Genomic DNA, 13,216 nt, shown 5'->3' on the forward strand with positions numbered 1-13,216 from the left:
CCAAAAGGGTCGGCTTTTATCCTCTAATGGCTGCATCCTGTACAATCAACATCAGAGCGTTTGTCTGCGTCCGTGCGGCGCGGATTTAGATAAGGTACAACGGAGGGCGAAATGCAGATTCTCTTTCTCCATCTCAGCGATATTCACCTTCAGGTGAACCACGACTACTCATCGGATAAGATTCGCCGAATCGTCGATACTGTTCCATGCGAATTACCGTTCGGCTGCGCATTCCTCATAATTTCTGGCGACCTTGCGAAATCAGGAAGTGCAGCCGAGTATCACGTCGCAAAACGCCTGATCGATGATTTGATTTGCGGGTTTCGTTCCAAAGGAATAAAACCAGGGATTCTCTTTGTTCCAGGAAATCATGATATCTCGATACCGCAAGGCTCCCCGACTGCAGAAATGCTAATCGAAAGAAAACGCAATTCCTTGGATGACGCATACGCGCATGAACTCGAGAAAATGGATCCATTTTTCGAGTTCGCAAACGAGCACCGCCTCTTTCGCAGTGAATACTCGGATTCCACTGAACAATTCGACATCGGGGATCAAGCCTACTGCATCAAGGCGACGATGCTCAATAGTGCTCCGTTTTCAACCAGAGAGCGAACAGACAAAGAGATACATTACCTTCCCGAAAGAGCGATATGCTCAATTGAGAAAAGTAGCAATACGAATCTCAATATTGTAATAATGCACCATGGCTGTGAGTGGTTCGACGATGAATCGAAAAGACGTCTCGAGCAGCGACTGTATGAGCATTGCGACATTTTGTTTATAGGACATGAGCACGATGGCTTCGCCGAGTCGTATACAAATAGTAATAGACAGCACTTAACCGTTTCAAGGGGCGGTGTTATAAGTACCTCATCATACGACGAGTCGTCATTCTCGCTACTACATTACAACTCTGAGACGATGCTGCTCACAACAATTTACTTCATTTGGGACAGGCAATGTTCCATATACACCGAACACAACCGTGAATTAATGACTTTGAGACCGAAAACACCTGGTCAAGCCATTCCCAATACGGAATTCATAGAAGCGCTGAAACCAAACTTCAACCTAATCAACGCCCCATTGGAAAGCTATTTCGTTTTTCCAGTCCTTGAAACCAGCATTCATGTTGACGATGGCCCCTTTCCCGTCATCGCGTCAGACAGTGAGTTCTTTGATTTCATCAGCACAAACCCATGCCTTAATATCGTTGGCTCAAAAAGTTCGGGTAAAACGGCGCTCTTAATGCATCTGTACAATTCAAGTATCGCCCAAGGCTACAGCCCGCTATTTCTCGGCGAAAGCAATAGTAGACCATCAATTAAGTATCTTTTTGACGACTTGATTGGAGAGCAATACGGCCGTAATGAGTCAGCCTCAGCGAGATTTAAACAATCTTCCATCCAGAAGAAAGTCCTATTTATCGATGATTTCGACAGACTAAAACGCAACGGATCAGATGCAGCGTTCATTCGAGAGGCCCTGAACAATGTCGGTTGCGTCGTCCTTACTTCATCTCAAAAAATCGACACAGGCATCATCGAAGATGTTCGGAGAGAATTGGGGGACGACGATGCCATAGTCACCTATAGCATCAAAAACTTCTTTAAAGGTAAAAGGGACGAGCTGGTATACAACACATGTCGAGAACTACATGTTGCACCCAATAATATCCAGGGGGTTATTGGAGCAATCGATAGGGCTGTCCATTCGCATAGCGACATCTTCTCCCTCAGCCCGGAGTTCATCCTTCAAAGTGTCATCTACTATGCCGATAAAAACCCTACAGGCAGGGAAAAGACAATTCCTTTTAACGAAATCTTCGAAGCTAATATTGTAAACCGGCTAAGACAAGCATGGAGCAAATCGAAATACGGAGCGACAAAGGAGGGCGGGGTCCGCGAAGCCCTCGCGCTTCTAGGCGAGATCGCGTACCGCATGCATAAAGCCAAAAACGCCACAATTGAGGCCAGCACCCTTTTCGATAAAATCCAGCAATACGCTGATGAGTATGCCCTCGAAAGCTGCCCAAGAGATTTCGTTGAGCTCGCATGCGAAGCAGACATAATACGCATGGGGGAGACGGCACCATGCTACTATTTCATTTCTACCACTGTCTTCGCTTACTTTGTCGCAAGGCGAATTAACCTTATGAAAGATAAGGGAGATGATATACACGGTGACGTAGATTACCTGGTCGAGAACATCTGCTTCAACATCAATGAGAATATTCTTCTCTTCTTATCGTATCTGCGAAATAATTCTAGCTTTGCAGGAAAGCTTCTCTCTTGCGCAGAAGAAGCACTCTCCCCGTTCGAGGAGTTTTCCGTTGAAGCGAAAAACATTCGCTTTTTGACTACCGGTCAATATGCAAAAATAAATATGGCAAACGAGGACGATCGACACGCTGCTGACAAAATGGTTTCACAGTGCGAGGAAGAGATATCCAATAAGCGCCAGGAAGAAGGCCTACTGGAATATGCCGGCCTTTACGACTACGACGAAAAGGACCGGCTCACCAACAGCAATAGAATACTGCGCGCGCTTAAGTATCTCGAAATAGCTGGAAAATCATTCGTCATGCATTTTGCAACAACACCCAAAATTGAAAAATACCAGACAATTAAGGCTCTTTATGAATTGCCCAACAGAATTATTTTCGGAATGCTGCACAAAACAGATGAAAACTATGACGAAATAATCGACCAATTGCTTGAGATTATTTCTGAGGATGGTAGCCTATCGAATATCACAAAAGACGAGCTGAAAGATATCCTATACAAGGTTGGAATTGCCACCTGTCTCAGCGTTTACGACCAAGCTTCATATTATTGTTCTACAGGAGATACCGTTAAGCTACTCAGCACACGCGAACAAGAGTGCTCGACGTATCGAATTCAGCGTCTCATGATGATGGAAAACTCCACATTCTCTTCAGAGGATTATATAGACCAAGCAGTAACGTTAATGGAAAAAGCGCAGAAGGAGAACAGGCGTTTCGAGATTCTTTGCATTCAGGTAATAACGAACAAACACATCATCAATACGCCAAACATCAAGCCAAGCACGCTGCAAAAAGCAAGCAAAAAGATCTTCTTTTGTGATTCGCCAAAATCGCTAATTGCGAGAAATAGGCAGAGTACCGCGGAAAACCGAAACGGCGATTACGGGGCCTTATGAGCAAGGCATTTGCATTAATATATGGAGGTAATGTCGAGAATGTTGACGTAAGCCGTTCTTGCTAGGCACTGCGAAGGCAGCCCGAGCGAGAACGGCGAAACGGAACGGCGAGGGGCTTCGGCCGTCGTACAGCTCCTGCATCTTGTCGTAGGCGAAGCACCGCGAAGCGGACCACTGTTCGTCCTGCTTGCACAACACGGCCCCGACCAGGTGCTCAAGCGACCTCTCCGTCGGGAACACCTGCACCACACGGCTGCGGCGCTTTCTCTCGCGGTTCGCGCGCTCCTCCACGTTGTTCGTGCGCAGCCGCTTCCAGCGCGCCGGCGGGAAGGCGAGGTGGGCCAGCGCGTCGGGTTCGGCCTCCTTTAATCCGCCCCGTTTTCGTTGACAGGTTCTATGCCGTCTTCGATCGGCCTTTGCTTGCGTGCCTCTCCTCGAACTCCGCCGGGTTGATCCAACCAAGCGCAGAGTGAAACGCCTTGAGTAAGTCCGCTTATTCTTCAGTATTTAAAATAAAGCTCGCCGCGGGCGAGTTAAAGACACGGATGCCATTCTGAACCGTCTTGATTCCAAAGTTCTCCACCCAGAAATACTTGATGCCATTTGTAAAGACCTAGCTTAATGCTACGGAGGAATTTACTCGTCCTAACAACGCTGCCAATCTAAACGTTACGACTCCATAAAGCCCCGACGCTTAAGGCGCTTCAACTTGCTATCTGACTCAACATCTAATAACACCGGCCTGTTGACTAGACGCGTAAGAATTGCCTTCCGTGCAATCGGTAAGTAAAATTGAGCCATGATTACTCTTGTCGACATATCCGCTGCTGTTTCTCGTGTACTGTCTCGTTACGACGTCCGCGAGGCATATCTATTTGGCTCATTCGCCCGCGGCGAGCAGACGCCAGATAGCGATATTGACCTGCGTCTTGTTTGCGGAGATAGCATGACGTTTGGCACGCTATACGAACTGTCCCTTGAACTCGAAGAGGAACTCGGGCGAGAGGTTGAGATTGTGACTAATCCGCCTGAGCACATGCGTCCGGCTTTCCGCAAAAACATTGAACAGGATGAGGTGCGTCTTTATGAAGCGGCGTAAGCGAGACGCTGAGCTCATCGATGTCATTCTGTCTGATTGCGAGACGCTGGCTAAACGTATCGACCATTTTGGCTCTACGGAGAGTTCCTTTGTTTGCGATAGGAGCGAGGAAGGCGAACTTGCCTACGACGCGATCATGAGCCCTGTTTACAGAATCGCCGAGGACGCACTCCATCTATCTGATGAGGTCCAATCAGCTTTTCCGGAGTATCCCTGGAATGATATTAGGGGTTTTCGCAACTTCGTAGCTCATGGTTATCGAGAGGTTGATCGATCCCTTGCTTGGAAAGTAATCGTCGATGATATTCCCGAGCTAGAGAAAGCTTTGCGAATCTTTAAGGAGCGTCAGAGCTGATGTGTCGTTGGCTGTCGCTTTGCCCTCGACAGTCTACGGAGCTTCGTCGAACTTAGCTTCCTTTCACCGATTGGCAAAACGATTTACGCCTAATTACCGGGTTCGCTTACAGGTAATTCGTTCGCCACTCGCACGATCTCGCTACACTAATAACAGCTGCTACCAGGACATTTCCTGAAGCAGCTTCCATTGGCTCTTGCGAAGATCGGAACGGTTATGTTTACTGCCGCGTTCCACACTAGCCGTCACTACATCCTGATTACTGCCATGGCCTGCCTATGCGTTTTGCTGGGCGGGCCTTCTTATGCCGCGGGCGCGGAAAGCCTGTTCATTGCGGGCGCCACGTACTACGAGCCGGGTGTATCGGGTCACGGGTGGGCCTGGACCGATGCCGACCATCTGGAGCTTAACGGCTACACTGGCGAGGCCATCGGCGCCGACGACGACCTGGTGGTGACGCTGACCGGACAGAACGCTGTTGTCGAGACGAGCGCGCCCGACGTGGACATCTCGCGTTGCGGCATGGAGGTGTGGGGCGATCTGACGATCGCGTCGAAAATGTTGGTGTAAGGGTGGCGCCCTAGAGTCCGTTTAACGAAGAGCGGCCTTCGTCCTAGAATCTGAAATCACCACAACAACAGGTTCTAGGAAAGGACGAAGACCGCTATGGAAATCTTATCAGACCCGAAGCCGGACATGCTCGCCATGCCGCGGTTCGACGACGGTGCCATCGACATGCAGGAGCTGCTCAGGCGCCTCGCCGAGCAGGTCGTGAACGCCGTGATGGACGCCGAGGCCGACCAGCTGTGCGGAGGCGGGGCGAACAGCCGCAACGGCTACCGGGAGCGCGGCCTCGCCACCTGCATCGGCACGCTGACGCTGCGCATCCCGAAGCTCCGCACCGGCAGCTTCTTCCCGGACGACGTGATCGAGCGCTACCAGCGCGCGGACCGCGCCCTCGTGGCCGCCGTCGCCGAGATGTACGCCACCGGCACGAGCACCCGCAAGGTGCGGCGCGTCGCGGAGAAGATGGGCGTGTCCAGGCTCTCCAAGGACCAGGTGAGCGCCATCGCGTCGAGCCTTGACGCCGACATCGAGGAGCTCTGCGCGAGGCCCCTCGACGGCTCGCCGGTGCCCTACGTCTGGCTCGATGCCACCTACGTCAAATGCCGCCGCGGGGGCCGCGTGGCCTCCACGGCCGTCGTCACGGCCATCGGCTGCGACGCGGGCGGCTGGAGGCGCGTCCTGGGCGTCGACGTGGTGGACACGGAGTCGTACGACTCGTGGCTGGCATTCCTCAGGAAGATCCGCGACCGCGGCGTCTCCGGCGTGGAGCTCGTCGTCTCCGATGCGCACGCGGGCCTCGCCGCGGCCGCGGCGGAGGTCTTCCAGGGGGCGGCATGGCAGCGCTGCGCCGTCCACCTCATGCGCGACTGCATGCGCGAGGCGGGCTCCTGGCAGCTCAGGCGCCGCGTGGGCAGGATCGTCTCGCAGGTGTTCCGCGGGCGCGACGCCGCCACCGTGACCGCCATGTACCACGTGGCGTGCGACATGCTGGAGGGGTGCTGCCCGAGGGCGGCGGCGATCCTCGAGGAGGCCGAGCCGGACGCCCTGGCATACCTCGACTTCCCGCCGTCGCACTGGAAGCGCCTGCGCACCAACAACGTCCAGGAGCGGACGAACCGCGAGATAAAGCGCAGGTCGAGGGTGGTGCAGGCGTTCCCCTCGACGGCGTCGCTGGTGCGGCTGGCAGGCGCGGTCATGTGCGAGCAGGACGAGACATGGCAGGAGTCCAGGTACTTCTCGGAGGCGAAGATGAGGGAGCTCTACGACGAGGGCCGAACGCGCGGGGTCGACGGGACGGTCGACTGGTCGCGGCTGGAGGCTGAGGCCAGGAAGATGATCGAATCCGGCCTCGAGCTTGCGGACAGGATCGAGACGGCATAGGATATCAAACGTATTCCAGGTTCCTGGACGCCGGGCCGACTCGCTTCGGATCGGGCGCTACACCAACTTTCTCGACACTACCGATCTGACGCTCCGCGGCTCCGGGTCGCTGGTGGCCACGGGCTCGCAGTGCGGAATCTACGTGTCGGGGACGCTCGCGGTGGACGGCTGCAAGGTTGACGCGCGGGCCGACGGCGCCGACATCGCGGATGCGCGGGTGGCCGGCGTGATCGCGGACGGACTTGCCGTTCGCGGCGATGGGCGCGTTGTCGCCGCGGGCACGGGCTCCGGGACGAGCGTACGCGTCTATGGTGTGTGTTTGCTGGGCGGGGCTGCCGGCGGTGGCGCGGCCGGGCAGCTTACCGTCGATGCGTCCTGGCTTGATGCGTCGGGCACCGACGGCGGCGTCGCCTGCCTGGGCGGGTCGCTTGCATCCGCGCGCTTTGTGGCGCCTGCGGGCGGGGCCTTTGGCGCAGGCGGCGTGGTGGATGCCGATGGGTCCGTGGCAGCGCATGTGACGATCGAGCCCGTGGATGCCACGGCGTCGGCGGGGGAGACCGGTGGGCCCGAGGTGCCGGGCGATGGTCCGTCCGCCCCTGGCACCGACCCCGCTACCGGCGAGCCCGCTGCGGATCCGTCGACGATTCCCACGCTGAAGCCCGCGGCCGCGACTAAGACGGTGACCACGACTACAGTGACCAACACCACGGCCGCCAAGGCCTCTAGGCCCAAGACCGCCACCGCGACCTCCTCATCACTTCCCAAAACCAGCGACAACAACTGGATCGCCGTGTCCGGCTTGCTGTTCGTGCTGGGAACAGCGGTTCTTAAAGCTGCGCGCCGTTGCTGATGCTCCCGATTTCCGTATGTGCGGGAAAACCGGAGCCCGCCGAGCGCAAGCCAAATTCTGTTAATAAAACCGCAGGTCGCGAAAGCGCAAAACCGGGTTCTGGTCGGCAGAACTCGGCCCCCACCACTTCTGGACAAGGCCAGCTGTCAGAGTTCGTGTCTTATAGGAATAATTTAATTCACGCCGCGTTAAGTCTAGTCTGCTCTTTATACTCGAATATAAACACTAAGGAGGTAGTCATGTTTTGGAGCTATGTTCAGCTTGATGATGGCACCCAATTTGCCTACTCAGAGACAAGAGAAGACGGAACCGTTCGCGTGGCCGTCGAGCGCCCGGTTGACTTTGGCTTTGACCATGCGGAATGCTTCTTGCCTGCGGTCAAATGGTTCAACGTCGAAGGATTTACTGCTGATGACCTCAATTTCTTGACCGAATTTGTTAGATCAAACGCCCCGTTTATCTTCGAGCTCGCCGAACGCCAAAAAGCCGGACCGGCGGTTTCGGCGCTGGCCCGCTGACTTTCTACTGTTGTACGGCAATTATCCATGATCTCGCCTACCGACATATCCACTGCGGTCTCCCGCGTGCTGGCTCGCTACGACGCCAGCGAGGCATATTTATTTGGTTCGTTTGCCCGAGGCGAGCAAACGCCTGATAGCGATATTGACTTGCGCCTAGTCTGCGGCAACACCATGACGTTCTGCACGCTTTACGAACTCTCCCATGAGCTCGAGAAGGAGCTTGGGCGAAAGGTTGATATCGTCACCAACCCACCAGAGCACATGCGCCCGGCCTTCCGCAAAAGCATCGAGCAGGATGAGGTGTGCATCTATGAAGTGCTGTAGCAGGCTGAGGCGTTAGCGTGCTCCGTCGTGATCAGCAAGTCTGAATTTTGCAGCATACTTCCGGACTCGGAGAGTCTTGGAAGCCAGTATTGAACTCAAAACTCGGTTCTACGCACCCTCTTGCTCTTTGAATACAGGTATCGCCCTAGCGATAGTGTGCTATACTATCGCTAGGGCGATACCTGTTAGGAGACTCGCGTGGAACTGTGGCATGGTTCTCAGAAAATCATTGAGACTCCCCAGCTTGGCCTGGGGAAAGTCCATAACGACTATGGACAGGGATTCTATTGCACAGAGAGCCTCGACCTTGCAAGGGAATGGGCATGTTCGCGTGATGCCGATGGCTTTGCGAATCGCTATGAACTCGATATGGCCAATCTCAAGGAACTCGACCTGCTATCGCCGCAATATTCAGTTCTGCATTGGATAGAGTTGCTTGTAGAACATCGTTCTTTTCGCAAGGACACCGCTATTGCCGTGGGGGCGTGCGAATATCTCCACGATCATTTTCTACCTGACACTAGCACTTGCGACGTAATAAGGGGATGGCGCGCGGACGACTCGTACTTTAGCTATGCCAGAGCTTTTGTGAACAATACGATTACCGTCGATCAGCTTGGTCGATCTATGAGGCTCGGCAACTTGGGAGATCAGATTGCACTCAAAAGCGATCGCGCGTTTAAGAGCATTCGTTTTGCTGGGTTTGAACGTGCTCCGCAAGCTCTGTATGGTCCATTGGCCAAGGAACGAGATGAAGTGGCAAGGGCGCAGTATCGTGAGCTACTTGCCGAAAATCCATTTGAGGGAATCCGTATCGTCGATATCATTCGAGAGGGGATGACGGGCGATGACCCACGCCTACAGTGAGATGTATCTCGAGGATGCCATGAGAACGCTGGGCGAGGCGGTCGATTTTGCCCTCTGTGACCAAGGGCTGACTCCCACCGAGTTGACGGCGATCCTGTCGAACGCTTTTGAGATGAAACAGTTTGAGCGCGGTATACCTCGCGTCGTCTGCGGCATGGCGGGCGACGAGCTCGCGCGCGATATTATCGCACATGCGGGACTGACCCCCGTCGAATGCAGGGAGACCTATTCGTTCGACCGTTCGCCTCAGTATTGGGCGGGCTGGGTTTTGGCCTATGCGCAATGGATGTGCAGCCTGGGCTTTAATGAGCTACTCGAAGTCGCTCCGCTCGATTGGATTATCGGCTCGTACCATCCGCTCCACGAGGTCTCCGAAGACAAATTCGCCCAGATTGTCATTGATAAATGGAACAACGCCCAGGCAGACAAAAAGGGCCTCAAAGCGGCACGAAAGGCGGCCGGCCTAACGCAAAAACAGCTCGCAGCCCAATCGGGGGTTAAACTTCGCGCCATACAACTCTACGAGCAGAACCAGCTCGACCTACGCCGCGCCTCGGTCTCCTCGGCATTGGCGCTCGCAAACACGCTCGACTGCACTATCGAAGACCTCATCTGGCAACCGATCGTTCTGGAGTACGACTCGCAGTCTTTTCCATCTACGAAGCTATAAAGGAGACGCACATGCTTTGGAGTCATGTTCAGCCAGATGACGGCAATGGTCGCGCTACTCAAGAAGATTACTCAGTAGCGCACGAGGCAAATTCAGCATCACCGATTTTGCTCGACGGCTTTATGTCGATCGACCATGCAGTTGAGTTAACCATCGCTGCCATGCCCAACGCGCTCAGACTCTTGGAGAACTCATGATGGCGACTACGCAGCGAGGCGCGCATCCGTTAGCGCCGCTCGTGCTCGATGATGCCGGTTCGCTCGAAGCTATGGCCGCGGCCGTGATGCGCCTACACAGCACGCTGATGACGGTCGGGCGCTGCTATACGACCGACGCCACAGGCGACCGGGCCGCGCTTGAGCTTGGACGCATCGAGTCCGTGCTTGCGGGTGCATTCTGTACGATATTCGGCCAATCGCCAACCGATCGCTTCGCAGACATCTTTGACCAGGTCACCCACGTGGCCGAGCACATGGTCAAGGACCACATCTTTGAAGACGGTAATAAACGAACCAGCCTTGTCTTTGCGTTGTCCGTCTTAAGGTTCGCAGGCACTCCGGTCATGCTGTCCGACAGCCCCGAGCCCAAAGACAACCAGTACTACGCCTGGATCCAGGACCTCGTATCCGGAAACCGTACGACCGGCGGGCTCGCCGAGGAGCTGCGCCGCGGTTGCATTGCGGGCATGGGCGACCCGTCGCACGTATAGAATCAAAGCATCCGCACGCCTGCCATTATCTTGATTGGAAGCCATATGGAGATCCCCATCACCTTGTGCAGCAATGTGTACGACTTCGCGTTTTGCCCCGAGCCCTGCTACGACCGCCTGGCCGACCTCGCCGATCCCGAAGACTGGGGTCCCAGCAACCGCATCCTCAAAAACTACCTGTCGTTTTAGTTTAGCCGCGCGGTGCTTTTGACCGAGCGCGACGTGGACCACACCGCGCCGTCCAACCTGCCGTTGTTGTTCGACGAGGACCGCTGCCTGTTCAACACCGGCCTGTACACGCGCCGCTACGAGACCATCTACGGCCTGTTTGAGCCCAACACCAAGACCGACGCGCGCCAGCGCTGGTTTTTAAAGGGCTTCTTTAAGGAAAGCGACCCCATGCTGGTCTCGTTTGAGTACCTGCCATGCCGCGTGCGCTTTGCCGAGGGCCCTTCCGAGCTGGTTTTTGACTATCGACTGCCCATCCGCTCCAACATCGACCACATTCTGGGCGACGAGGAAAACCTTACGCGTATTCCCGCCAGCCTGATGGGGGAGGGCAACTCGCTGCTGCTACGCCGCGCCTTTGAGGGCGCCGTCGTCGAGGCCGCCCGCCGCGCCGCCGCCAACTACACGCTCGCCGTGCCGCAGTTCTACGGCGGCCGGATCCAGCTGCTGCTGCCGCTGTGCCTGACCGGCGACAACCCCGAGCTGGCGCTGACCATCCAGCGCGAGGACGGCTTTTACGCCGCGCGCACCTGCCTCACGCTCGACATGGCCTACAACAACGCGCGGTTGATCTGCCGCCCAGAGACTTCGTGGATCAAGCGGTAAATGGTGGTTTAGCTGCGGTTTGCCGATTGCTTTGGTTGCTTTGGCTTGGCTAGCGCCCACGAATTTAAAATCGAGGGCAAAAAGTTCTTGGTAAACCACGCGAGGCTATGATAGTATCTCTTTTGCCGAAAGGCGACGGGCGATTGGCTCAGGGGTAGAGCATATCCTTCACACGGATGGGGTCACAAGTTCGAATCTTGTATCGCCCACCATCTAAAGCGCAGGTCAGAGGTGTTAAGCCTCTGGCCTTTTTCTTTTTGACACCAAGGGTGACACCAAAACTGACACCAAAAAATTAATCGTAGTCTAAGGCATCATTTTATATCGCACCCTTTTTGCTGACGCCATTGCACGTTTTGTATAAAACGCATGCGTAATTTCATTGAATTACTCATATGATCCGAGCACAAATGTGGAGACGGGGACCACACGCCCAGAGCTCTTTCCAGCGGATTTCTGTCACACGAGGGATTTTCGACAGAACTCGTCAAGCTTTTGGTCAGCGTTTGGTCAGCTTCCGGTACTTACCCGCATGATGCCCCACTAGATAATCGGCGATGTCCGCAATCCGCACAGCCTATGGCCGATACCAAGGGAGGCGCAAATGGACGAAATCGTCTGCGCAAACACCGCATTCCGCTACTGGCGCTGCCCGCCGCAAGTGTGCGATCTCTACCCGCGCCTGCCCAACTCCGAAGACGGTTGGCGAGCTCTATCCCAAGCCCCTTTCGTAACCGACGTCCTCAAGACCCCGATCATCGCTGTTGCTTCGCCAGATTGTTGTAATCACCACTCAGGATTGCGCTCTACAATTCGCTGGGATGGGGCATCGGATGCCGGCACAACAATCGACACTCATTTTGGCTTTAGTGTCACCAATCCGCTAAACACGTTATTTACTATGACACGCTTTGTGTCTCAAATAGATCTCGTACTGGCTATGTACGAACTTTGCGGCTGGTTTTCTGTTTTCGAGCCGGCTCCCGCTGCCGAAATGCGGTTAAAACTGGCGGTAGAAAAGAATCGCAATTCCAGCACGCAGGATCTGTTCGAACTTGGAGAAGGCGAAGACGAGATTCCCTGGAAACGAGTTTATGCCCGCGCAACCGTAAAGGACCCAGATAGTGATGGCCAAACAAGCAAGCGTGAGGATGGAAGAGAGGTTACGAAACTCAAAGGTACTTCTCTTTGGATGAGAAAGCCGCTCATCGAACTGAGCGACCTGCATCGTTTCGCCGACAAGGTCAAAAGTCAAATGTGGGGAAAGCAGTTTTATGATGCCGCTCAGCAGGTTATCGGCATTGCTGCATCTCCACTCGAGGTTGCGGGGGTCCTGCTCCTAAGTCGTTCTCGACGTCTAGGTGGTTCAGGATTCAGATACGTGTACCTCAACGATTTAACCCCTCTATCCGAGGCTGCCCAAAGCATCGCTGGTCAAAAGGTCTGCTACGGGGACATCGTGATTGTAAACCCAATGCTAATGAAGGCAGTAATTATCGAGATCCAAGGTGAGGTCATCCATGGCTCAGGCGCGGTACTTGATCACGATGCGGAGCGCATGACTGCGCTCCAGAGCATGGGTTTCGACGTGTTCCTGGTAACCCACGATATGCTTAACGATAAAAAGCAACTAGATACCATAGTCAAAAGCGTTTGCAGCCGTTTGGGGATTCGATATAAAGCCAAATCCGAGGCAATGAAGTGCGCCGAGACGCGACTGCGAGCAAATGTTTTGTGCAACTGGATGGACATCGGAAATTAGCCGGCGATAAGGAACTAGATCGATCTAGTTTGGTTGCCAGTGAATTAGTGTCATTTCAAAACTATGTCGGATTACGGGGCTGGACCCGGACC

General features: G+C 54.6%; 16 protein-coding genes and 1 tRNA gene. 16 read left to right on the plus strand and 1 reads right to left on the minus strand.

What is annotated here, in order from left to right; translation table 11 throughout:
• Positions 1-111 precede the first annotated feature (111 nt).
• Positions 112-3,186 carry a metallophosphoesterase gene (locus DW211_RS04725; protein ID WP_118259535.1) on the plus strand — a complete coding sequence of 1,025 codons (3,075 nt, stop codon included), beginning with the start codon at positions 112-114 and terminating at the stop codon, positions 3,184-3,186.
• Here the strand turns inward: DW211_RS04725 and DW211_RS10200 are convergent.
• Positions 3,181-3,648 carry a transposase gene (locus DW211_RS10200; RefSeq protein WP_199576688.1) on the minus strand — a complete coding sequence of 156 codons (468 nt, stop codon included), beginning with the start codon at positions 3,646-3,648 and terminating at the stop codon, positions 3,181-3,183. The genes DW211_RS04725 and DW211_RS10200 overlap by 6 nt on opposite strands.
• A gap of 337 nt (positions 3,649-3,985) precedes the next feature.
• Between DW211_RS10200 and DW211_RS04735 the strand changes: the two genes are divergently transcribed.
• The 15 genes from DW211_RS04735 to DW211_RS04800 all read left to right on the plus strand — a co-directional run bounded on the left by DW211_RS04735 (position 3,986) and on the right by DW211_RS04800 (position 13,124).
• On the plus strand, positions 3,986-4,285 hold the full coding sequence (locus DW211_RS04735; RefSeq protein ID WP_118259537.1) for a nucleotidyltransferase family protein: 300 nt from the start codon (positions 3,986-3,988) through the stop codon (positions 4,283-4,285).
• Positions 4,272-4,640 carry a DUF86 domain-containing protein gene (locus tag DW211_RS04740; protein ID WP_158568492.1) on the plus strand — a complete coding sequence of 123 codons (369 nt, stop codon included), beginning with the start codon at positions 4,272-4,274 and terminating at the stop codon, positions 4,638-4,640. The genes DW211_RS04735 and DW211_RS04740 overlap by 14 nt, the downstream gene beginning before the upstream one ends.
• Before the next feature lie 216 nt (positions 4,641-4,856).
• Complete coding sequence (locus DW211_RS04745; RefSeq protein WP_147357242.1) at positions 4,857-5,210, plus strand: hypothetical protein; 354 nt, start codon at positions 4,857-4,859, stop codon at positions 5,208-5,210.
• 96 nt (positions 5,211-5,306) lie between these two features.
• A complete protein-coding gene (locus DW211_RS04750; RefSeq protein WP_118259543.1) occupies positions 5,307-6,587 on the plus strand; it encodes an IS256 family transposase in 1,281 nt (426 codons plus the stop codon).
• Positions 6,588-6,729: 142 nt separating this feature from the next.
• On the plus strand, positions 6,730-7,437 hold the full coding sequence (locus DW211_RS04755) for a hypothetical protein (RefSeq protein WP_147357243.1): 708 nt from the start codon (positions 6,730-6,732) through the stop codon (positions 7,435-7,437).
• A gap of 239 nt (positions 7,438-7,676) precedes the next feature.
• The gene (locus DW211_RS04760) at positions 7,677-7,955 is read left to right on the plus strand and encodes a hypothetical protein (RefSeq protein ID WP_118259547.1); all 279 of its coding nucleotides are present in this window, start codon (positions 7,677-7,679) and stop codon (positions 7,953-7,955) included.
• 27 nt (positions 7,956-7,982) lie between these two features.
• Positions 7,983-8,282 carry a nucleotidyltransferase family protein gene (locus DW211_RS04765; protein WP_118259549.1) on the plus strand — a complete coding sequence of 100 codons (300 nt, stop codon included), beginning with the start codon at positions 7,983-7,985 and terminating at the stop codon, positions 8,280-8,282.
• Between the two features lie 198 nt (positions 8,283-8,480).
• On the plus strand, positions 8,481-9,149 hold the full coding sequence (locus DW211_RS04770; RefSeq protein ID WP_118259551.1) for a DUF3990 domain-containing protein: 669 nt from the start codon (positions 8,481-8,483) through the stop codon (positions 9,147-9,149).
• The gene (locus tag DW211_RS04775) at positions 9,130-9,819 is read left to right on the plus strand and encodes a helix-turn-helix domain-containing protein (RefSeq protein ID WP_118259553.1); all 690 of its coding nucleotides are present in this window, start codon (positions 9,130-9,132) and stop codon (positions 9,817-9,819) included. The genes DW211_RS04770 and DW211_RS04775 overlap by 20 nt, the downstream gene beginning before the upstream one ends.
• A gap of 11 nt (positions 9,820-9,830) precedes the next feature.
• A complete protein-coding gene (locus tag DW211_RS04780) occupies positions 9,831-10,016 on the plus strand; it encodes a hypothetical protein (RefSeq protein ID WP_118259555.1) in 186 nt (61 codons plus the stop codon).
• Complete coding sequence (locus DW211_RS04785) at positions 10,013-10,528, plus strand: Fic family protein (RefSeq protein WP_118259556.1); 516 nt, start codon at positions 10,013-10,015, stop codon at positions 10,526-10,528. Before DW211_RS04780 ends, DW211_RS04785 begins: the two co-directional genes overlap by 4 nt.
• 45 nt (positions 10,529-10,573) lie before the next feature.
• Complete coding sequence (locus DW211_RS10135; protein WP_158568493.1) at positions 10,574-10,717, plus strand: hypothetical protein; 144 nt, start codon at positions 10,574-10,576, stop codon at positions 10,715-10,717.
• A 33-nt stretch (positions 10,718-10,750) separates the two neighbouring features.
• On the plus strand, positions 10,751-11,362 hold the full coding sequence (locus tag DW211_RS04790) for a DUF3825 domain-containing protein (protein ID WP_147357244.1): 612 nt from the start codon (positions 10,751-10,753) through the stop codon (positions 11,360-11,362).
• 137 nt (positions 11,363-11,499) lie between these two features.
• A tRNA-Val gene (locus DW211_RS04795) sits at positions 11,500-11,574 on the plus strand.
• Positions 11,575-11,966: 392 nt separating this feature from the next.
• Entirely contained in the window at positions 11,967-13,124 is a 1,158-nt protein-coding gene (locus DW211_RS04800; protein ID WP_118259560.1) for a hypothetical protein, read from the plus strand.
• The last annotated feature ends 92 nt before the right edge of the window (positions 13,125-13,216 follow it).

This window comes from Collinsella sp. AM18-10 (assembly GCF_003471585.1).
Lineage (GTDB): Bacteria > Actinomycetota > Coriobacteriia > Coriobacteriales > Coriobacteriaceae > Collinsella.

Bases quoted from the DNA above. Each gene is read 5' to 3' on its own strand.
- DW211_RS04725 (WP_118259535.1), top strand. From the start codon at position 112: ATGCAGATTCTCTTTCTCCATCTCAGCGATATTCACCTTCAGGTGAAC.
- DW211_RS04735 (WP_118259537.1), top strand. From the start codon at position 3,986: ATGATTACTCTTGTCGACATATCCGCTGCTGTTTCTCGTGTACTGTCT.
- DW211_RS04740 (WP_158568492.1), top strand. From the start codon at position 4,272: ATGAAGCGGCGTAAGCGAGACGCTGAGCTCATCGATGTCATTCTGTCT.
- DW211_RS04745 (WP_147357242.1), top strand. From the start codon at position 4,857: ATGTTTACTGCCGCGTTCCACACTAGCCGTCACTACATCCTGATTACT.
- DW211_RS04750 (WP_118259543.1), top strand. From the start codon at position 5,307: ATGGAAATCTTATCAGACCCGAAGCCGGACATGCTCGCCATGCCGCGG.
- DW211_RS04760 (WP_118259547.1), top strand. From the start codon at position 7,677: ATGTTTTGGAGCTATGTTCAGCTTGATGATGGCACCCAATTTGCCTAC.
- DW211_RS04765 (WP_118259549.1), top strand. From the start codon at position 7,983: ATGATCTCGCCTACCGACATATCCACTGCGGTCTCCCGCGTGCTGGCT.
- DW211_RS04775 (WP_118259553.1), top strand. From the start codon at position 9,130: ATGACCCACGCCTACAGTGAGATGTATCTCGAGGATGCCATGAGAACG.
- DW211_RS04780 (WP_118259555.1), top strand. From the start codon at position 9,831: ATGCTTTGGAGTCATGTTCAGCCAGATGACGGCAATGGTCGCGCTACT.
- DW211_RS04785 (WP_118259556.1), top strand. From the start codon at position 10,013: ATGATGGCGACTACGCAGCGAGGCGCGCATCCGTTAGCGCCGCTCGTG.
- DW211_RS10135 (WP_158568493.1), top strand. From the start codon at position 10,574: ATGGAGATCCCCATCACCTTGTGCAGCAATGTGTACGACTTCGCGTTT.
- DW211_RS04800 (WP_118259560.1), top strand. From the start codon at position 11,967: ATGGACGAAATCGTCTGCGCAAACACCGCATTCCGCTACTGGCGCTGC.